Origin of the sequence: Pandoraea pneumonica (assembly GCF_902459645.1) — a bacterium.
GTDB lineage: Bacteria > Pseudomonadota > Gammaproteobacteria > Burkholderiales > Burkholderiaceae > Pandoraea > Pandoraea pneumonica.
On sequence record NZ_CABPSK010000001.1, the window covers coordinates 1,502,242 to 1,522,222 of the forward strand.

A 19,981-nucleotide genomic window follows, 5' to 3' on the forward strand; every position below is an offset into this window, starting at 1 on the left:
ATAGGAGAACGCCATGTCGTTTCTGACCCCCGAGCAACTCGCTGCCGCCCACAAGGCCAACCTCGAAACCCTGTTTGGCCTGACCAACAAAGCCTTTGAAGGCGTTGAAAAGCTCGTCGAACTGAACCTGCAAGCTGTGAAGGCATCGCTCGCAGAATCCGCATCGACCGCGCAAAAGGCTTTCGCTGTGAAGGACGCGCAGGAACTGCTCGCTCTGCAAGCTAACCTCGTCCAACCGGCTGCCGAAAAGGCACTCGCTTATGGCCGTCACCTGTACGAAATCGCTTCGTCGACGCAAGCCGAAGTGACCAAGGTGGCCGAAGCCCAACTGGCTGAGAGCTCGCAGAATGTGCAAGCGCTGTTCGACAACCTGGCCAAGAACGCCCCGGCCGGTTCCGAGTCGGCCGTTGCACTCGCCAAGTCGGCCCTGTCCGCTGCCAACAGCGCATTCGACAGCGTGCAAAAGGCGACCAAGCAAGCCGTTGAAATCGCTGAAACGAACTTCGCCGCGGCGACCAACGTTGCAACGAAGGCTGCTGCTCAAGCCTCGCGCGCCGCAACCGCCAAGAAGTAATCGTCTGCGTCCAATTAGCTGTACGAGGGACGCTTGAAAATTGATCGCGGTAGTCCCGTTGGATGCCGCGACACCAGTTGTCTCCTCGGTACCGCAGGTACCTTTCGAACCCGGCCTCGCGCCGGGTTTTCTTTTTGGGGCGCGACACGGTTCCACCCTACCCGCACAAAAAACAAAACCGCCATCCCGTGAGGGAGTGGCGGTTTTATTCGACTCAGCACTCAAACGAGCACCCAACATCGGATGCCCGCTACGTCGCTAATTACTTCTTGCGAGCCGGCGGCACGTCGGTGCAGACACCTTCGTAGATCTCTGCGGCCATGCCGACCGATTCCGACAGCGTCGGGTGCGGGTGAATCGTCTTACCGATATCCACCGCGTCGGCGCCCATTTCGACCGCCAGACAGATTTCACCGATCAAGTCGCCTGCGTGTGTGCCAACGATGGCGCCACCCACAATGCGGTGCGTCTCTTCATCGAACAGCACCTTGGTGAAACCTTCATCGCGCCCATTGGCGATGGCACGGCCCGAAGCGGCCCACGGGAACACGGCCTTGCCATACTTCACGCCTTCGGCCTTCAACTGATCTTCGGTCTTGCCGGCCCATGCCACTTCCGGATCGGTGTATGCCACCGACGGAATTTGAATGGCATCGAAATACGCCTTCTCACCCGCAGCCGCTTCTGCCGCAACGTGCGCTTCGTGCACGGCCTTGTGCGCGAGCATCGGCTGACCGACGACGTCACCAATGGCGAAGATGTTCGGCACGTTCGTGCGCATCTGCTTGTCGACCGAGATGAAACCGCGATCACCCACCGACACGCCCGCCTTCTCAGCGCCAATCTTCTTGCCGTTCGGGCTGCGGCCCACTGCGACCAGCACCAGATCGTAACGCTGCGGCTCTGCCGGAGCGGCCTCGCCTTCGAACTTGACGTAAATGCCGTCGTCCTTGGCTTCAGCCCCCACCGTCTTGGTCTTGAGCATGACGCGGCCAAAACGCTTGGCGTTCATCTTCTCCCAGACCTTGACCAGATCGCGATCGGCGCCTTGCATCAGGCCGTCGAGCATTTCGACGACGTCGATTTCGGTGCCGAGTGCGCTATACACCGTGGCCATTTCCAAACCGATGATGCCGCCACCGATGACCAGCATCTTCTTCGGCAGTTGGCGCAGTTCGAGCGCCCCGGTCGAGTCGACGATGCGCGGATCTTCCGGCAAGAACGGCAGCTTCACGGCTTGCGAGCCCGCGGCGATGATCGCCTGAGCGAACTTCACCACGCGCTTGCTGCCATCTTCGGCAACCACTTCCATATGGTTCGGATCGAGGAAGGTGCCCACACCGCGCACGACTTCGACCTTGCGCATCTTCGCCATGCCGGCCAGACCGCCGGTGAGCTTGCCGACCACGCTTTCCTTGTACGCGCGCAGCTTGTCGAGATCGACTTCCGGCTTGGCGAACGAGATGCCATGGTGGCCCAGCGACTGCGCCTCTTCCAGCACAGCAGCCGTGTGCAGCAGTGCCTTCGACGGAATGCAGCCCACGTTCAGACACACGCCACCGAGCGTGGCATAACGCTCGACGAGCACGGTCTTGCGACCCAAATCGGCCGAACGGAATGCGGCCGAGTACCCGCCCGGGCCAGCGCCCAGCACGAGCACTTCGCATTCGGTGTCGGCGCCGCCGCTATGCGTGGCGGCGGCCGGTGCAGGCGCTGCCGGTGCGGCAGGTGCCGCTGCCGGGGCCGGCTTGGCGGGTGCCGCCGCCGGAGCCGCGGGTGCAGCGGCTTTCGCAGCACCTGCGTCTTCAGCCTCGACGATAGCGATCAGCGTGCCTTGGCTCGCCTTGTCGCCCACTTTGATCTTCACTTCTTTGACCGTGCCCGACACTTCCGAGGGCACTTCCATGGAGGCCTTGTCGGACTCCAGCGTAATGAGCGACGCATCCTTGGCGATCTTGTCGCCGGGCTTGATCATCACTTCGATGACATCCACGCCCTCTGCGCCGATATCCGGCACCTTGACTTCAATGAGACTCATGCGGGGTCTCCCTGTCGCATTTATGACTTGATAGTGGTATCGATCGGAAACGTGTGCACCTGAAACGGCCCCGCAGAGCTCTTATCGAACTCCGCGCCCGCTTTGACGCCGGCCTCGGCGATGGCGCTTGCGCTCAGATCCTGATCGTAGAGGGCATACATGGCACCGAGCGCGAAATTACGCCCCGAACCGATGCCCCAGAACCGATCGAAAACAAACACTTCCCGGTAGGAATAAACGCCGTAAATGCCGGTCGGATTCGCAATCACGCAGGTGATCTGCGACGACTCGTACGGATCGTCTTCTTCCTCCTTCGTATTGAGGAAATATTCTTCCTTGAGCTTCTGATGGACGCGGCAGAACGTGCGGAATACTTCGTCGCGCGAATGCAGACGGCACTCGTCGCTCATGCCGGACAGAATGGCTCGCATGACCGGAAAATGCGCCGTCGTACCGGCTAACCCGATATACGAATCGCCCACGAGAAACACCTTGCGGTTTTCCTCATAGGACTGCGACAGTCGCGTGTCGCCGAACGTCACGAGCGAATCAGCGGCAATCGCGATTTCGCCCGCTTTCTTGACGACTACCACGGTGGTCATGGTGCCCCTCCTCGTCAGCAGCCGCCGGCCAGCACTTGCGCGCGGCCGGCAGCATGCGCCATCACAGCATTGCGCGACGGAAGTCCGCCAACAGTTGGCCCAAGTACGCGTTGAAGCGTGCAGCTTCGGCGCCGTCGATCACGCGGTGATCGTAGGACAGCGACAGCGGCAGCGTCAGTTGCGGCAGGAACTGTTGCTTACGCTCGTCCCACACCGGCTTCTGATACGAACGCGACAGACCCAGAATGGCCACTTCCGGCGCATTGATGATCGGCGTGAACGTGGTGCCGCCGATACCGCCGAGCGACGAGATCGAGAAGCAACCGCCTTGCATCTGGTCCGGCTTGAGCTTGCCTTCGCGGGCGAGCTTGGCCAGGTCCGACGTCTCGCGTGCGATTTCGAACACGCCCTTCTTGTCGGCATCGCGGACCACCGGCACGACCAGACCGTTCGGCGTGTCGGCAGCGAAGCCCACGTGGAAGTACTGCTTGAAGACGAGGTTGTCGCCGTCGAGGCTGGCGTTGAACGTCGGGAATTTCTTCAGGGCCATCACGACGGCCTTGATCACGAACGCGAGCATCGTCACCTTGACGCCGGCCTTTTCGTTTTCCTTGTTCAACTGCACGCGGAAGGCTTCCAGTTCGCTGATGTCCGCTTCGTCGTTGTTCGTGACGTGCGGGATCATGACCCAGTTGCGGTGCAGGTTGGCACCCGAAATCTTCTTGATGCGCGAGAGCGCCTTCGGTTCGACCGGACCGAACTTCGAGAAGTCGATCTTCGGCCACGGCAGCAGATTCAGCTCGCCACCGCCTGCGGGCGCACCACCCGTCGCAGCCGGACGATTGCCACCGGCCAGCGCGCTCTTGATGAAGTTGCGCACGTCGTCGACGGTCACACGGCCCTTCGGCCCCGTTCCCTTGACTTGCGTGACTTCCACACCCAGCTCGCGCGCAAACTTACGCACCGACGGGCTAGCGTGGCTAATCGGCTGGCTACCCGTTGCGACGGCAGCGGCAGGCGCGGCAGCCGGTGCTGCGGCGGGCGCCGGTGCCGGAGCGGCCGGGGCTGCTGCGGCAGGTGCCGGGGCGGCTTGCGGTGCAGGCGCGGGCGCAGCGGCAGCCTTGGCCGGTGCAGCAGCGGCACCTTCGAGCACCACGATCAGCGAGCCTTCCGAGACCTTGTCGCCGACATTAACCTTGATTTCCTTGACGACGCCAGCGGCCGGGCTCGGCACGTCCATCGACGCCTTGTCCGATTCCAGCGTGACCAGCGACTGCTCTGCCGTCACCGTATCGCCCACCTTGACCAGCACTTCGATCACAGGCACGTCGTCGTAGCCGCCGATATCCGGCACCTTCACATCGATCTTGCTCGTACCGCCAGCGGCAGCCGGCGCCGCGGGGGCTGCCGGGGCCGGTGCAGCAGCTTGCGGTGCTGCTGCCGGAGCAGCGGCCGGCGCGGCAGCACCGTTGGCTTGCGCGCCCGAGCCATTCACGGTCTCGAGCGTCAGAATCAGCGAGCCTTCCGAAACTTCATCGCCGACTTTCAGGCTCAGCGCCTTGATAACGCCAGCGGCCGGGCTCGGCACATCCATCGTGGCCTTGTCCGACTCCAGGGTAATCAGCGCCTGCTCGGCGTCGATCTTGTCACCCGCTTTGACCAGCACGTCGATGACGGGCAAGTCTTTGAAGTCACCGATGTCCGGGACTTTCACTTCGATCACTTGACTCATTTTCCACAGTCTCCTCGAGGCTGCGCTTGTCGTGCGGCGCGCATCCGCCTGCCGCTGGGGGGCGGCTGGCGGACGCGACTGCCGCGCGAAGCGGCCTTTAGACGGTCATCGGGTTGGGTTTATTCGGATCCAGGTTGTACTTGGCGATCGCTTCGGCAACCTTGCTTGCCGGCAGCGTGCCTTCGTCGGCCAGCGCCTTGAGCGCAGCGACCGTCACCCAGTTACGATCCACCTCGAAGAAGTGACGCAGCTTCTCACGCGTATCCGAACGGCCATAACCGTCGGTACCGAGCACCACGTAACGACCGCGCACGAACGGACGAATTTGGTCAGCGTACGTACGGATGTAGTCGGTCGATGCGATGACCGGGCCACGCGTATCGTTCAGGCACTTCTCGACGTGCGACAGACGCGGCGTCTCGGTCGGGTGCAGAAGATTGTAGCGTGCGACGTCATTGCCTTCGCGCGACAGTTCGGTGAAGCTCGGGCAGCTCCACAGATCCGATTCGACGCCCCAGTCGTTCTTGAGCATCTCGGCCGCAGCGATCACTTCATTGAAGATCGTGCCCGAACCCAGCAGTTGCACACGCGGGGCCTTCTTGTTGTCTTCGCCGCGACGGAACGCGTACATCCCCTTCAGGATGTCCTGTTCGACGCCTTCCGGCATGGCCGGGTGGGCGTAGTTCTCGTTCATCACGGTCAGGTAGTAATACACGTCTTCCTGATCCTGCACCATGCGGCGCAGACCGTCTTGAACGATCACAGCCAGTTCGAAGGCGAACGTCGGATCGTACGGCAGGCAGTTCGGAATCGACGACGCCCACAGCAGCGAGTGACCGTCTTCGTGTTGCAGACCTTCACCGTTGAGCGTGGTCCGGCCGGCGGTACCGCCAACCAGGAAGCCGCGGGCGCGCATGTCGCCAGCCGCCCAGGCCAGATCGCCGATACGCTGGAAGCCGAACATCGAGTAGAAGATGTAGAACGGGATCATCGTCTCGCCGTGCGTCGAGTACGACGTTGCGGCGGCGATCCAGTCGCACATACCACCCGCTTCATTGATGCCTTCTTGCAGAATCTGACCGTTCTCAGATTCCTTGTAGAACATCAGTTGATCCTGATCTTGCGGGATGTAACGCTGACCGACCTGGCTCCAGATACCGATCTGACGGAACAGACCTTCCATACCGAAGGTACGCGACTCGTCCGGCACGATCGGCACAATACGCTGACCCAGCGCCTTGTCCTTGAGCAGCACATTCAGAATGCGCACGAATGCCATCGTCGTCGAGATTTCACGGCCTTCGGCAGTCGCCTTGAGCAGTGCATCGAAGGCGTTCAGCGCGGGCACCGGCAGCGAAGCGGCCTTGGTGCGGCGCTGCGGCAGGTAGCCACCGAGTTCCATGCGGCGAGCGCGCATGTATTCGAGTTCCTTCGAGCCTTCTTCGAACTTGACGTACGGCACGTCGGCGATTTCGTCGTCGGTGAGCGGCAGCTTGAACTGGTCGCGGAATTTCTTGAGCGACTCCACCGGCATCTTCTTCTGCTGGTGGGTGATGTTCATCGCCTGACCGGCTTCACCCATGCCGTAACCCTTGATGGTCTTGGCGAGGATGACGGTCGGTTGACCCTTGTGCTGCGTTGCCGATTGATAGGCCGCGTAGATCTTGTGCGGATCGTGACCGCCGCGATTGAGCGCCCAGATATCTTCGTCGGAGTAGTCGGCCACCATGGCCTTCAGCTCAGGCGTATTGAAGAAGTTCTCGCGCACAAACGCGCCGTCCTTCGACTTGTACGTCTGATACTCACCGTCCACGCATTCCATCATGCGCTTCATCAGCAGGCCCTTCTTGTCGCGCGCGAGAAGCGCGTCCCAGCGGCTGCCCCAGATAACCTTGATGACGTTCCAGCCGGCACCGCGGAATTCCGATTCGAGTTCCTGAATGATCTTGCCGTTGCCGCGCACCGGGCCGTCCAGGCGTTGCAGGTTGCAGTTGATCACGAACACGAGGTTATCGAGGTGTTCGCGTCCGGCCATGCCGATTGCGCCCAGCGACTCCGGTTCATCCGTTTCGCCATCGCCCAGGAACGCCCAAACCTTACGACCTTCGGTCTGCACGATGTTGCGCGACTCGAGGTACTTCATGAAGCGAGCCTGATAGATCGCCATGATCGGGCCCAGACCCATCGACACCGTCGGGAACTGCCAGAAGTCCGGCATCAGCCACGGGTGCGGGTACGACGACAGACCGCCGCCGTCGACTTCCTGACGGAAGTTCTCGAGCTGGCTCATTTCCAGGCGGCCCAACAGGTACGCACGGCTGTAGACGCCAGGCGACGAGTGGCCTTGCACGAACACCAGGTCGCCACCGTGCTTGTCCGACGGGGCGTGCCAGAAGTGGTTGAAACCGACGTCATACAGCGTTGCGGCCGAGGCAAACGAGGCGATGTGACCGCCAACGTTCGTGTCCTTGCCGGCACGCAGCACCATCGCGATCGCATTCCAGCGGGTGTACGAGCGAATCTTGTGCTCGACTTCCTGATCGCCCGGAATACGGGCCTGCTGGTCGACGGGGATGGTGTTGATATAGGGGGTGTTGGCCGAGAACGGGAGATGTTCGCCATTGATACGGGCGAATTCAATCAGCTTCTCGAGCAGGTAGTGGGCACGCTCCGGGCCTTCGGCAGCCAGCACGCCTTCGAGCGAGGCCAGCCATTCTTGCGTTTCTTGGGGATCGGCGTCCGCAGGGGACACGATCTTCAGGGCTTCTTCAGGTACGGCGGACATGGTGTCTCCTTGTCTGTCGTTAGCGGGTTGGCGTAACGGTTGATACCCGCTTCATGGACGGGCCCACCGGCATTTTTACCGGGGCATTGTACGAAGGATATTCCCGCCTTCGCAAGCGAAATTTCAGATTACGATAGTAAATTTCATAGTGCGAAATTCTGTTGCGGTGCACATAAAATCAAGGGCTTGGAGACGACATCTCAACACGGTTTGATTGCGTACCGATCGGTCTCAATAGCGTTTTAAGCGGGCGTCTTAGCAAAAAGATCGGACGCTTCCGAAAAGCAGAGCATGAAAGGCTAAAGCAGCGGGAAACCGGTCTGCCTGCGCTACAATCTCGCCATGCTTTCGCCACGCCTCGCCAACTCCGCCCCACCGTCCCGGACCGCCGCCACGCCTGCCCGCTCTAACCGCTGGCTGCAAGGGTTCGCGGAGTCGCACTACTACTTGCTGGTGCCGCTGGTCTCCATTGTGATCTTCCTCGTGGTCATGAGTTTGATCCTGTGGAGCCTGAATCGCCGCGAGACGGAACAGCAGCAGGACACGCTTTATCGCAACGTTGCTTGGGCACAGCAACAGATCCGCCTGAATATGCTGGCCATTCAGGATCAGATCAGTTCCCTTGCGCGCGACACCGCGGCGAAGCCTCAGGACATCGCGCACTTCCAGAACGCGGCGAGCGAGTTGATGCAAAACCATGCAGACATCGTCTTCATGAACTGGCTCGACGCGGGGCAGCGACCGAAATGGGCCGTGCCTGCCGACTCGCCGTTTGCGTCCCGCCTACAGGGCTCGGCGCAGCATCCGATGGAAGACGAACTCCTGGTGGCGTTTCGCGCGGCGCGTGACTCCCGTCGATCGGCCTATTCCACGTTGATCTATGACGCCTCGGGCGCGAGCTATATCGTCGTTCAGGTGCCCGTGTTGCGTGAGCGCGAGTTCCTCGGCACGATCAGTGCGGTGTACTCCGTCGAGGGCCTGCTGATTCACGAACTGCCGCAAGAGCTCGGCGACAAATTCAAAGTGTCGTTCATCGACACGCACAACAACGAACTGGCGACGACATCGACACGTCCGCCACTACCTCGCGACGTCTCCTACGAACTCCTGCTCGACCCGCCCGGCCACAGCCTGGCCGTGCGCATTTATTCGTATCCGGCCGTCGGCAACTTCGTCAACAACACGCTGGTCTGGCTGATTGCCGGGCTGTCGTGCTTCGTGCTGTGGAGCCTTTGGAGTCTCTGGCGGCATACGCGCCAGCGCTTCGAGGCCCAGCAAGCCCTGTTCAATGAAACGTCGTTCCGCCGGGCGATGGAAAACTCCATCGTGATCGGGATGCGCGTGCTTGATCTGCAAGGGCACATTACCTATGTGAATCCGGCGTTTTGCCGCATGACGGGCTGGGACGAGCCGGACCTCATGAACCGTGCACCGCCCTACCCGTATTGGCCGAAGGACGATATCCACGAGATGCAGCGCCGCATCGACATGACGTTGCGCGGCAAGGCTCCCTCGCATGGATTTGAAATACGCGTGCAGCGCAAAGACGGCACGATCTTCTACGCCCGAATGTTTGTCTCGCCGCTCGTCGACGCGCACGGTCGGCAGACTGGCTGGATGTCGTCGCTGACCGATATCAGCGAGCCGAAGCGCGCGCGCGAAGAACTCGCCGCCGCGCACGAGCGCTTCACCACCGTGTTGGAAAGTCTCGATGCGTCGGTGTCGGTGCTTGCCGTCGATAAGGCCGAGCTGCTCTTCGCCAACCGCTACTATCGCCAGTTGTTCGGCACGCGCCCTGAGGGTCACCTCGAACTCTCCGGCGGCGGCGAACTCTCGCCGACCTCGCTCGACCATATCGATATGGTCGACGCGTTCGCCGGATTGCCCGCAGCGTCGCTGACCGACACGGCCGCCGAAACGCAGGAAATCTATCTGCCCACGCATCAGAAGTGGTTCGAAGTGCGCCGTCAGTACATTCAATGGGTGGACGGCCATCTGGCGCAATTGCAGGTCGCTACCGACATTACGGCGCGCCGGCACGCGGAAGAATTGGCACGGCAAGAGGAAGAACGGTTACAGTTCACGGGCCGTCTGACGACGATGGGCGAAATGGCTTCGTCGCTCGCGCATGAATTGAATCAGCCGCTGGCCGCGATCAATAACTACTGCATGGGAACGGCCGCGCTGGTGCGCGCGGGCCGCACATCGCCCGAGACGCTGCTGCCAGCGCTGGAAAAGACTTCGCAGCAGGCCGTTCGGGCGGGCATGATCATTAAGCGCATTCGCGCTTTCGTGAAACGTAGTGAACCGAAGCGTCAGCCGTCATCTATTTATGAGATCGTGGCGGACGCTGTCGGGCTGGCCGAAATCGAGGCCCGCAAGCGCCGGGTGCGCATCGTGACCGAGCTTCCGGCAGGACTGCCACAGATTTACGTGGACCCGGTGCTGATCGAGCAAGTGCTGGTGAACCTGCTGAAGAATGCGGCCGAGGCCATGCACGGCTACACGCCGCCGCCCGGCCAGCGCCGGGATCTGACGGTGCGCTTGCATGTCGAGCGGCGTGACAAGTCGATTGAATTTCAGGTGTCCGACCACGGCCCAGGCGTGGACGAAGCCACCATCGAACGGTTGTTTGAACCGTTCTTCAGCACCAAATCGGACGGCATGGGCATGGGCCTGAACATCTGCCGTTCCATCATCGAATCGCATCACGGCCGTCTGTGGGTAGAAAACAATGAAGTCGACGGCGTGCGGAATGGTTGTACTTTTTGTATTCTGTTACCGTTAGAAGGCGATACGACATCCGGATCCGGGGGAGGACTATGACGACACCAAACACCAATATCGATCAAGAAACTGTCTTTGTTGTCGATGACGACGAAGCAGTGCGCGACTCACTGCGCTGGCTACTTGAAGCCAATGGTTACCACGTTCGCGGCTTCGAGAGCGCCGAGCAATTTATTGCGCACTACGACAAACGTCAGGTGAGCTGCTTGATTCTCGACGTGCGCATGCCGGGCATGAGCGGCCTGGAGTTGCAAGAGCGGCTGATCGATCAAAAGATCAACATCCCGACGATCTTCGTGACGGGCCACGGCGACGTGCCGATGGCAGTCAATACGATGAAGAAAGGCGCGATGGACTTCATCGAAAAGCCTTTCGATGAAGCGGAACTGCGGGCATTGGTGGAGCGCATGCTCTCGAAGGCCCGGCAGGATGCCAGCAGCCAACGCGAGCAACAACAAGCCGAGGAACTGCTCGCACGCCTCACCGGCCGTGAGCAACAAGTGCTCGAGCGGATTATCGCCGGTCGCTTGAATAAGCAGATTGCCGACGATCTCGGCATCAGTATCAAGACGGTCGAGGCCCATCGCGCCAACATCATGGAGAAGCTCAACGTCAACACAGTTGCCGACCTGCTGCGTCTCGCCTTGTCCAAACGTTCGTAAGTCTCGCCCGATGACAGCCTGCTGGAACCGGTGAATCTGCCGGAACTAGCGGGCCAGCAACAATACCCACCTTGCATTCCCCCAGAGCCGGCATCTCGCCGACTCGCGCAAGGTGGCCCCTCCCGCCGCCTTCGGCGCGCCGCTATAATACGGTCTTTGCCGTCCACCACCTGCCTGGTAGACGCTGCCGTATCCGGCCTCTCGGGCCAGCCCCCTTCCTTCACACGATATCCACGCACCATGACCGCCACCCTCATCGACGGCAACGCCCTCGCCAAACGCATTCGCGCCGAAGTCGCTACGCGCGCTGCCGCTCTCACCGCCCGCGGCCACCAGCCCGGTCTCGCCGTGATTTTGGTCGGCGAAGATCAGGCCAGCCAGGTCTATGTGCGCAACAAGGTCAAGGCTTGCGAGGACAACGGCCTGTACTCGTCGCTCGACCGCTACCCGGCCGACCTGACCGAGACCGCCCTGCTCGCCCGCATCGACGAACTCAACCGTGATCCGAAGATCAACGGCATTCTGGTGCAATTGCCGCTGCCCAAGCATATCGACAGCCACAAGGTGCTCGAAGCGATCGCGCCGGAAAAGGATGTCGATGGCTTTCACGTGTCGAACGCCGGTGCCCTCATGACGGGCGCACCGCTGTTCCGTCCCTGCACGCCGTATGGCTGCATGAAGATGCTCGAATCGGTCGATTTCCCGCTGCGCGGCGCCGTTGCCGTCGTGATCGGCGCGTCGAACATCGTCGGCAAGCCGATGGCCATGATGCTGCTCCAAGCCGGCGCTACCGTCACCATCTGCAACAGCAAGACCAAAGATCTCGCCGCCCACACCCGCAACGCCGACGTGATCGTCGCCGCCGTGGGCAAGCGCAATATCGTGACGGCCGACATGGTCAAGCCTGGCGCCGCTGTGATCGACGTCGGTATGAATCGCGATGACGCCGGCAAGCTGTGCGGTGACGTCGACTTCAACGGCGTCAAGGACGTGGCCGGGTACATCACGCCCGTGCCGGGCGGCGTCGGCCCGATGACCATCACCATGCTGCTGGTCAACACGATCGAAGCGGCGGAACGCACGCTGGGCGCCTGAGGCACCCCGCCCTCAAAGGCTTGAGGGGAAAACGCGGCAGGCGGGACACCGTCTGCCGCGTTTCTTTTTGAGGCGCAGCACCCCATTGCGCCGATCCCCGCCCCACCCACACCTGCGCACACCTGCCGCCATGGCAATCCCCAATCGTTTCGGTTGAAAAAAACGACTGGAAAAATCGCAGGGATGCCCCCACACTCTTCGTAAGCCCTTTCAAGTGGACATCGATCGCATGAACAAGCCGCAAACCAATCCCCTGCTTGATACCGAAGGACTCCCCCGCTTTGCCGATATTCGCCCCGAGCACGTGACGCCTGCCGTCGACGTTCTGCTCGAACAGGCGCGTGCAGCGGTGGACCGCGCGGCAGATCCGTCGACCCCGGCAACTTGGGCCAACATTCTCGACGCCGTGGAAGATGGCACCGAAGGCCTTGGCCGCGCGTGGGAAATCGTCGGGCACCTGAATGCCGTTGCCGATACGCCGGAATTGCGTGCCGCTTACAGCGACAACCTGCCGCGCGTCACTGAATTCTCCGCCAGTGTTGGTCAGAATCTGGCCTTGTTCGACAAATACAAGGCCATCGCCGCAGGTCCGGAATTCGCTGGCCTGACGACGGCTCGCAAGAAGATTCTCGACAACGAAATGCGCGGCTTCCGCCTGGGTGGCGCCGAGTTGCCCGAAGACCAAAAGCCGCGTTTCGCCGAGATTCAAGAGGAACAAGCCCACCTCGGCAAGGCCTTTTCCGATCACGTGCTCGACGCGACCAATAAGTTTTCGCTGGTGATCACCGACGAGAAGGAAATTGCAGGCGTCCCCGAAGACGACAAAGCCGCGGCCCGTGCTGCGGCTGAGCGCGACGGCGTCGAAGGCTGGAAATTCACGCTGCATTTCCCCTCGTACTTCCCGGTGCTGCAATACGCAGACAACCGCGCGCTGCGCGAGAAACTCTATCGTGCGAACGTGACACGCGCCTCGGAGCTCGGCCCGCAATTCGGCGATGGTGAAGCCGATTGGGACAACACAAAGATCGTCGTCGAACAACTCGCACTGCGCCGCGAAGAAGCACAGATGCTCGGCTTCAAGAACTACGCCGAAGTCTCGCTCGAGCCGAAGATGGCCGAGTCACCCGCACAGGTGCTGGAATTCCTCGAAGACCTCGCCAAACGCGCTCGTCCGTATGCCGAAAAGGATTGGGCAGAGTTGCAAGACTTCGCCGCTAAGTCGCTCGGCATCGACAAGCTTGAACCGTGGGACACGGCTTACGCCTCAGAAAAGCTGCGCCAGCAGCGCTATGCGTTCTCGGAGACGGAAGTCCGCCAATATTTCCCGCTGCCGAAAGTGCTTGACGGCCTCTTCCGCGTGGCTGGCACGCTGTTCGGCGTGACGATCCGCCCGCAAGATGCCGAGACGTGGCACCCGGACGTGCGCTTCTTCCGCATCGAGCGCGATGGTGAACTGGTGGCCCAGTTCTACATGGATCTGTTTGCTCGTGAAGGCAAGCGTGGCGGCGCATGGATGGACAGCGCCCGTACGCGCAAGCGCCTGCACGACGGCAAGCTGCAAACCCCCGTCGCTTATCTCGTGTGCAACTTCCCCGCACCGGTCGGCGACAAGCCAGCGCTGCTGCCGCACGACGACGTCATCACGCTGTTCCATGAGTTCGGTCACGGCCTGCATCACATGCTGACGCAAGTTGAAGATGCGGGCGTCGCGGGGATCAATGGCGTCGAATGGGATGCGGTGGAATTGCCGTCGCAGTTCATGGAGAACTTCTGCTGGGAATGGGATGTGCTCGAGCACATGACCGCGCATGTCGATACCGGTGCGCCGCTGCCGCGCGCACTGTTCGATAAGATGATCGCTGCACGTAATTTCCAGAGCGGGCTGATGATGCTGCGTCAGTTGGTCTTCTCGGACTTCGACATGCACCTGCACTACGACTTCGACCCGCGTGGCACGGAGTCGGTGCTCGAAGTTTCGCGCCGTATCAACGATCGCCTGCATGTGACGCCGCAAGCGGAAATTTCGCGCTGGCCGAACACGTTCAGCCACATTTTTGCTGGCGGTTACGCGGCGGGTTACTACAGCTACAAGTGGGCTGAAGTCCTTTCCGCCGATGCCTACGCGGCATTCGAGGAAGCCGCGAAGGTCAGCGGCACGGTGCTCGACACGGCAACTGGGACGCGCTATCGCGACGAGATTCTGGCCGTGGGTGGTAGCCGCGAAGCGATGGAGTCGTTTATCGCGTTTCGTGGACGGGCACCGCAGGTCGACGCCTTGCTGCGACACAGCGGTATGTCGGCCAATTGATGGTTAGGGCTGCCTAATCGGCGAACCCAAGACGGCCTTCATGGCCGACTCGCACTACCCTACGGGCCGGATATTCCGGCCCGTTTCATTTGCATGAGTGACTTCTGATAAGCCACTCAACTGTCGTCGTCGCAGCCGTTCGGACGCCACACGTAAGTATTCGTCTCCCGATCGAGACATCGCGCCGCTTGAAAGCGCACTGTGCAGCCATTCTCGTAGGTGCGGACGCAATCGCCGTTGGTGCAACGCGTCTGCATGCGCACCACTTGCCCCGTAGGGATTCGGCATTGCGGCTGGGGGGCCTGTGCCGCCTTCGGCGGCGGTGGACGCTTGCCAGGCCGTTGGCCGCTGTCATACCAGACTTGCGCGTTGCTGATCGAGCACTCACCTCCGCGTTGGCAAACTACGAATGCATCCTGCACCGCTGCGGCTTCTTCGTCGCCGAGCGCCACGCCGATCTCACCGTTGGTCGCGTGCACAACGGACCAATAGGCTGGCCCATTGCCTGCCATGATGATCTCGCAGTGCCCGCCCCGCCTGCCTGCACCGAGTTGGCTACGGCATTTGTTCAACGCCGCCAGCTTCGCCTTGGCCATCGACGTCTGGTTGCCCACAAAGACGTAACGCAACGTCCCGCCTGAACGGATACCCGCCACCGCAGCCGCAGCAAAGCTCTGCGTGCTGGCAAGCGCCATCACGCAGCCCAGTATCGCAAGACTGATTAGGGAAAGGAAACGAAGCCGTATCGTCATGACGGTGCCGTTCGCACGGCGTCTGCGGGGACCGAATAGCGCCATGAGACCACATCGCTGGGTGCGGCGATGCGGCGAGAAGAAGGGAGATTTGTCGCCGTTTATGGACCTTTCCGGCCCAAACCGACGGTTTTAGGGTTCACAGACGGCCCCACCACCAAGGTCATTCGCCGTGACCCAAGCCAGCCCACAAAACAAAACAGGCGGCACACCTGTCACAGTGCCACCGCCTGCTTTGCGAGGGCTAGCCTCGCTGGCGTCGCCTGTCGGCGCGCCTTTTACACGTTCAACCGCTTAGGTACCGCGCTTGATCCACGCCGACAAATTGTGCGGGCGCAGCGTGTCGTACTCTTCGAACGGCTGGTGAATCCACGGGTTCGTCGCCAGGAAATCGACGGCGTAATCCGGCGCCACCTTCGAGCAAGCCTTGTGCCAGAGCACAGCCGAACGCACGTCGGTCACCTTCGGGAAACGCTCCTTCAGGTGCTTGCCCACGCGTTCCAGCGTCACGCCCGAATCGACCAGATCGTCGACCAGCAGCACGCGGCCTTCCAACTCGCCGCGCGTTATGGTGATGTACTGAGCAATGTCGAGATCGCCGCGAACGGTGCCTTCGGCCTCACGATACGAGCTCGTCGCCAGAATCGCGAGGGGCACGTCGTAGATGCGTGCGAGCTGATCGCCCACACGCAAGCCACCACGGGCCAGACACAGGATCTTGTCGAATTTCCAGTTGGACTCATAGACCTTGAGCGCCAGGCGCTCGATCAGTCGATGGTATTCGTCCCACGAAACCCAGAGGTTCTTATCGTCGTTTTGGGGCAGATTCATGGTGTGCCTTGCCAATCCTACGAGGTCTCAGTTCTTGAACGGGTGACGCAGGAGAATGGTCTCCTCGCGATCCGGACCGGTCGACACCATATCGATCGGAATACCGCTCACTTCTTCAATGCGCTTCAGATAGTTCTGCGCTTCTACCGGCAGTTGATCCCACGACTTCACGCCGAACGTGCTTTGCGTCCAGCCCGGGAAATCTTCGTAGATCGGCTCGCAACGGGCCACATCCACCGCACCGCGCGGCAGAATATCGACCGTCTTGCCGTCGATCTTGTAACCCACGCACAGGCGCACGGTTTCGAGATTGTCGAGCACGTCGAGCTTGGTCATGCACAGACCGGTCACACCGTTGATCTGGATCGAGCGCTTGAGGGCTGCGGCATCCATCCAGCCGGTACGGCGCGGACGGCCGGTGACCGAACCGAATTCCTTGCCGACGGTGGCCAGTTGCAAGCCAATGGCTTCCTGACGGGCGGGGTTATCCGCATCGTACAGTTCGCTCGGGAACGGGCCTGCGCCAACGCGCGTGCAGTAAGCCTTGGTAATACCAAGCACGTAGTGCAGTTGCTGCGGACCCACTCCAGCGCCAGCCGATGCAGCACCTGCCACGCAATTGCTGCTGGTGACGAACGGGTACGTGCCATGGTCGATGTCGAGCAGCGTGCCTTGCGCGCCTTCGAACAGCAGCTTCTGGCCTTCGCGGTTCGCGGCGTAGAGCATCTGCGACACGTCGGCGATCATCGGACGCAGACGATCGGCGTAGCTGAGCATCGTGTCCAGCGTTTCCTGGAAGTCAACGGCCTTCGCGCCCAGATATTGGGTCAGCACGAAGTTGTGATAATCGAGGTTTTCGCGCAGACGGGCGGCAAACGTTTCCGGATCGAACAGATCCTGCACGCGCAGTGCGCGGCGGCCGACCTTGTCTTCATACGCCGGGCCAATGCCACGACCGGTCGTGCCGATCTTACCGGCGCCACGACGCGCTTCGCGCGCCTGGTCGATGGCCACGTGGTACGGGAGGATCAGGGTACAGGCTTCGGAAATGCGCAGACGGCCGCAAACATTCAGGCCAGCGCCTTCGAGTTCTTCGATTTCCTTGAACAGGGCTTCCGGCGAGAGCACCACACCGTTGCCGATGTAGCAGGTGACGCCTTCATGCATGATGCCCGACGGGATCAGGCGCAGAATCGTCTTCTTGCCGCCAATGATGAGCGTATGTCCGGCGTTATGGCCCCCTTGGAAACGCACCACGCCTTGCGCGTGATCGGTCAGCCAATCGACGACCTTACCCTTCCCTTCGTCGCCCCACTGGGTTCCGATAACGACGACATTGCGTCCCTGATTCAAAGCATTGCCGGACATAACAATAGTTGGTTTGGTTAAAAACGTATTCTACCCGTGTTGGGGTACGCTAGTGCCGCTTTTTTCAGCGGATTTCACCGAGGCGTCACAACCCACTGGCCATCTTTCTCGACGAGAACGCGGTCTCCCGTGAACTCCTCGAAGTCTTGATCGTGGCCTGGCAGCATGCGGATGACCACCTCACCAGCATCGCGCAGGCTCTCGATCTTGGCGCGCAGCCCCGGCACGTCGTCCGCGGGCGCCAAAATCGCGTTACTACGCGCTTCCACCGGCGAAATTGCTGCCAATTCACGCAAATCGAGCGAAAAACCCGTGGCCGGACGGTCGCGACCGAAGGCTTGACCGACCTTGTCGTAACGGCCGCCGCGCGCAATGGCGTTTGGAATGCCGTCGACGTAAGCCGCGAACATCACACCGCTGTGGTACTGGTAACCGCGCAGATCGGCCAGATCGATCGACAACGCGGCCTGTCCGTCCTTGCTCTGCGATGCCGCCAGATAGGCCAGATCGTCCAGGGCAGCCTTCACGCCTGGCAGGTCAGGCAGCGCCTTACGCGCACGCGCCAGCGTCTCAGTGGGCTCGCCGTACAGCGTGGTCAACGCCAGCAAGGCATCGCGCACGTGCGCGGGCAAATCCTGCGTCAGTGCCTGAAGTTGCGGCACATCCTTGGTGGCCAGCGCCCCAAACAACTCGCTTTCCATGGCTTCAGCCACCGGCACGCCTTCGATCAGCGCTTCGAGCACGCCTGCGTGACAGAGGTCGATACGAATCTGCTTGAGGCCCGCGAGGCGCAGGCAGAACAGCAACAGTTCCTGAATCTCCAGATCAGCTTCCAAGCCGCCATGACCGAAGATTTCCGCGCCGATCTGGAACGGCTCACGCGTGGCGAGCAGATTACGCGGGCGCGTGAACAGCACACTGCCGGCGTAGCAAAGGCGTGTCACGCCCTTGCGATTGAGCAAGTGAGCGTCGATACGCGCGATCTGCGGCGTAATGTCGGCGCGCAGGCCCATGGTGCGGCCCGAGAGCTGGTCGACCAGCTTGAACGTGCGCAGATCGAGGTCGTGACCGGTGCCGGTAAGCAGCGATTCGACGTACTCGAGCATCGGCGGCATCACGAGTTCATAGCCGTAGGTACGGAAACGATCGAGCATGAGCCGGCGCAGATCTTCGATCTTGCGCGCCTCGGACGGCAGCACGTCGGCGATATTTTCAGGGAGTAGCCAATTCGGCATGGGTATTTCGGTATTCAGACGGCGCGCGGAGCGCACCTTTTAGTGATCGGCCAGCAGCATCAGAATCAGCCCCAGCGACACGGCGGCCAGACCGAAGAATCGGATCTGGCCGGACGGCATTTCCGTTATTTTACGAAAACTTTGCCGCCACCGGTCCGGGGCGACAAACGGAAACAAGCCCTCGACAATCAGCATGAGGGCCAAAGCGAGAATGAGGGTGCTGCTGGTCACAGGGGGACTCGGCCAAAATGCCACCGCCCGCGGTTGACGCGGGCGGTGACGGCTACTCGGGTGTCAAGGGGGCTATTTTCCCGCTTTTCCGGCTGACGCGCCAGCACCGCCCGAACTCCGCATGAAACGGAAGAAATCGCTGTTCGGATCGGCAATGATCACGTCCTTCTTGTCGCGGAAGGTCGCCTTGTAAGCCTCGAGGCTTTGGTAGAACTGTGCAAACTGCGGATCGCGGCCAAACGCTTGCGCATAGATATTGGCGGCGGCGGCATCGCCCTCGCCCTTCACCTGCTGCGCCTTGGCGTAGGCTTCGGCCACGACGACATCGCGTTGACGATCGGCATCGGCACGAATCTGCTCGGCTTCCGCAGCGCCGGTCGAACGCAGTTCGTTCGCCACGCGCTTACGCTCGGCAGCCATCCGGCTGTACACCGAATCGCTGATGCCAGCGGCCAGGTCGACACGACGCATACGCACGTCGACGATCTCGATACCCACTTGCGCGGCATCTTCGCCAACCTTCTGCTTCACCCACTGCATCACCTGCTCACGCTGCGACGACACCACTTCGGTCACCGTACGCTTCGTGAAGGCTTCTTGCAGCGCCGAGCGAATCTGCTGCGTCAAACGATCTTGCGCCAGACGGTTGTCGCCCTTGAAGCTCACGTAGAACTTACGCGGATCGACGATGCGCCACTTCACGTACGAGTCGACGATCAGGTTCTTCTTCTCAGCCGTGATGAAGCGCTCCGGCTCCGGGTTGTCGATGGTCATGATGCGCTTGTCCAGATACAGCACAGTCTGGAGCGGCGGCGGCAACTTGAACTTCAGGCCCGGCTGGCCGTAGACATCTTTGATTTCGCCGAGCGAAAACACGACTGCATAACGACGCTGATCCACCACGAACATGGTCGAGGCAAGCACGATCAACAAGACGATCAGCGCGACAATAATGGTTCCAATACGGTTCATGCGCTTATC

15 protein-coding genes are annotated in these 19,981 nt (G+C 61.1%); 5 read left to right on the plus strand and 10 right to left on the minus strand.

The features are described from left to right. Positions 1-13: 13 nt before the first annotated feature. A complete protein-coding gene (locus PPN31114_RS06545; protein ID WP_150678617.1) occupies positions 14-574 on the plus strand; it encodes a phasin family protein in 561 nt (186 codons plus the stop codon). Positions 575-836: 262 nt separating this feature from the next. Here PPN31114_RS06545 and lpdA read toward each other — a convergent pair whose 3' ends face one another. The 4 genes from lpdA to aceE form a co-directional block, all read right to left on the minus strand. Continuing rightward, the gene (lpdA, locus tag PPN31114_RS06550) at positions 837-2,612 is read right to left on the minus strand and encodes a dihydrolipoyl dehydrogenase (protein WP_150678618.1); all 1,776 of its coding nucleotides are present in this window, start codon (positions 2,610-2,612) and stop codon (positions 837-839) included. A 20-nt stretch (positions 2,613-2,632) separates the two neighbouring features. Then, positions 2,633-3,214, minus strand: a complete 582-nt coding sequence (locus PPN31114_RS06555; protein WP_150678619.1) for an Ntn hydrolase family protein — start codon at positions 3,212-3,214, stop codon at positions 2,633-2,635. Between the two features lie 61 nt (positions 3,215-3,275). Next, the gene (aceF, locus tag PPN31114_RS06560; RefSeq protein WP_150678620.1) at positions 3,276-4,946 is read right to left on the minus strand and encodes a dihydrolipoyllysine-residue acetyltransferase; all 1,671 of its coding nucleotides are present in this window, start codon (positions 4,944-4,946) and stop codon (positions 3,276-3,278) included. A gap of 97 nt (positions 4,947-5,043) precedes the next feature. Beyond that, the gene (aceE, locus tag PPN31114_RS06565; RefSeq protein WP_150678621.1) at positions 5,044-7,731 is read right to left on the minus strand and encodes a pyruvate dehydrogenase (acetyl-transferring), homodimeric type; all 2,688 of its coding nucleotides are present in this window, start codon (positions 7,729-7,731) and stop codon (positions 5,044-5,046) included. 342 nt (positions 7,732-8,073) lie between these two features. On the opposite strand from aceE, the gene PPN31114_RS06570 reads away from it, so the two are divergent. The 4 genes from PPN31114_RS06570 to PPN31114_RS06585 all read left to right on the plus strand — a co-directional run bounded on the left by PPN31114_RS06570 (position 8,074) and on the right by PPN31114_RS06585 (position 14,583). Next, a complete protein-coding gene (locus PPN31114_RS06570; RefSeq protein WP_281350944.1) occupies positions 8,074-10,557 on the plus strand; it encodes a PAS domain-containing sensor histidine kinase in 2,484 nt (827 codons plus the stop codon). Continuing rightward, positions 10,554-11,180, plus strand: a complete 627-nt coding sequence (locus tag PPN31114_RS06575) for a response regulator transcription factor (RefSeq protein ID WP_150678622.1) — start codon at positions 10,554-10,556, stop codon at positions 11,178-11,180. The genes PPN31114_RS06570 and PPN31114_RS06575 overlap by 4 nt, the downstream gene beginning before the upstream one ends. A gap of 240 nt (positions 11,181-11,420) precedes the next feature. After that, complete coding sequence (gene folD, locus PPN31114_RS06580) at positions 11,421-12,275, plus strand: bifunctional methylenetetrahydrofolate dehydrogenase/methenyltetrahydrofolate cyclohydrolase FolD (RefSeq protein ID WP_150678623.1); 855 nt, start codon at positions 11,421-11,423, stop codon at positions 12,273-12,275. A 229-nt stretch (positions 12,276-12,504) separates the two neighbouring features. Continuing rightward, on the plus strand, positions 12,505-14,583 hold the full coding sequence (locus PPN31114_RS06585) for a M3 family metallopeptidase (protein WP_150678624.1): 2,079 nt from the start codon (positions 12,505-12,507) through the stop codon (positions 14,581-14,583). A gap of 116 nt (positions 14,584-14,699) precedes the next feature. On the opposite strand, the gene PPN31114_RS06590 is transcribed toward PPN31114_RS06585, so the two are convergent. From PPN31114_RS06590 to hflC, 6 genes are all read right to left on the minus strand, one after another. Beyond that, positions 14,700-15,335 (minus strand): DUF4189 domain-containing protein, encoded by a 636-nt coding sequence (locus PPN31114_RS06590; RefSeq protein ID WP_174987737.1) that lies wholly within the window; start codon positions 15,333-15,335, stop codon positions 14,700-14,702. A gap of 294 nt (positions 15,336-15,629) precedes the next feature. Beyond that, the gene (locus PPN31114_RS06595) at positions 15,630-16,166 is read right to left on the minus strand and encodes a phosphoribosyltransferase (protein WP_039374700.1); all 537 of its coding nucleotides are present in this window, start codon (positions 16,164-16,166) and stop codon (positions 15,630-15,632) included. A 27-nt stretch (positions 16,167-16,193) separates the two neighbouring features. Then, positions 16,194-17,534 carry an adenylosuccinate synthase gene (locus PPN31114_RS06600; protein ID WP_150678626.1) on the minus strand — a complete coding sequence of 447 codons (1,341 nt, stop codon included), beginning with the start codon at positions 17,532-17,534 and terminating at the stop codon, positions 16,194-16,196. Between the two features lie 74 nt (positions 17,535-17,608). Then, a complete protein-coding gene (locus PPN31114_RS06605; protein ID WP_150678627.1) occupies positions 17,609-18,769 on the minus strand; it encodes an ATP phosphoribosyltransferase regulatory subunit in 1,161 nt (386 codons plus the stop codon). 39 nt (positions 18,770-18,808) lie between these two features. Further along, complete coding sequence (locus PPN31114_RS06610) at positions 18,809-19,000, minus strand: DUF2065 domain-containing protein (protein WP_058379249.1); 192 nt, start codon at positions 18,998-19,000, stop codon at positions 18,809-18,811. A 72-nt stretch (positions 19,001-19,072) separates the two neighbouring features. Continuing rightward, a complete protein-coding gene (gene hflC, locus PPN31114_RS06615) occupies positions 19,073-19,972 on the minus strand; it encodes a protease modulator HflC (RefSeq protein WP_150678628.1) in 900 nt (299 codons plus the stop codon). Positions 19,973-19,981: the final 9 nt, after the last annotated feature.

Bases quoted from the DNA above. Each gene is read 5' to 3' on its own strand.
- folD (WP_150678623.1), top strand. From the start codon at position 11,421: ATGACCGCCACCCTCATCGACGGCAACGCCCTCGCCAAACGCATTCGC.
- PPN31114_RS06570 (WP_281350944.1), top strand. From the start codon at position 8,074: ATGCTTTCGCCACGCCTCGCCAACTCCGCCCCACCGTCCCGGACCGCC.
- PPN31114_RS06600 (WP_150678626.1), bottom strand. From the start codon at position 17,534: ATGTCCGGCAATGCTTTGAATCAGGGACGCAATGTCGTCGTTATCGGA.
- lpdA (WP_150678618.1), bottom strand. From the start codon at position 2,612: ATGAGTCTCATTGAAGTCAAGGTGCCGGATATCGGCGCAGAGGGCGTG.
- hflC (WP_150678628.1), bottom strand. From the start codon at position 19,972: ATGAACCGTATTGGAACCATTATTGTCGCGCTGATCGTCTTGTTGATC.
- PPN31114_RS06585 (WP_150678624.1), top strand. From the start codon at position 12,505: ATGAACAAGCCGCAAACCAATCCCCTGCTTGATACCGAAGGACTCCCC.
- PPN31114_RS06575 (WP_150678622.1), top strand. From the start codon at position 10,554: ATGACGACACCAAACACCAATATCGATCAAGAAACTGTCTTTGTTGTC.
- PPN31114_RS06605 (WP_150678627.1), bottom strand. From the start codon at position 18,769: ATGCCGAATTGGCTACTCCCTGAAAATATCGCCGACGTGCTGCCGTCC.
- PPN31114_RS06545 (WP_150678617.1), top strand. From the start codon at position 14: ATGTCGTTTCTGACCCCCGAGCAACTCGCTGCCGCCCACAAGGCCAAC.
- PPN31114_RS06595 (WP_039374700.1), bottom strand. From the start codon at position 16,166: ATGAATCTGCCCCAAAACGACGATAAGAACCTCTGGGTTTCGTGGGAC.
- aceF (WP_150678620.1), bottom strand. From the start codon at position 4,946: ATGAGTCAAGTGATCGAAGTGAAAGTCCCGGACATCGGTGACTTCAAA.
- aceE (WP_150678621.1), bottom strand. From the start codon at position 7,731: ATGTCCGCCGTACCTGAAGAAGCCCTGAAGATCGTGTCCCCTGCGGAC.
- PPN31114_RS06590 (WP_174987737.1), bottom strand. From the start codon at position 15,335: ATGACGATACGGCTTCGTTTCCTTTCCCTAATCAGTCTTGCGATACTG.
- PPN31114_RS06555 (WP_150678619.1), bottom strand. From the start codon at position 3,214: ATGACCACCGTGGTAGTCGTCAAGAAAGCGGGCGAAATCGCGATTGCC.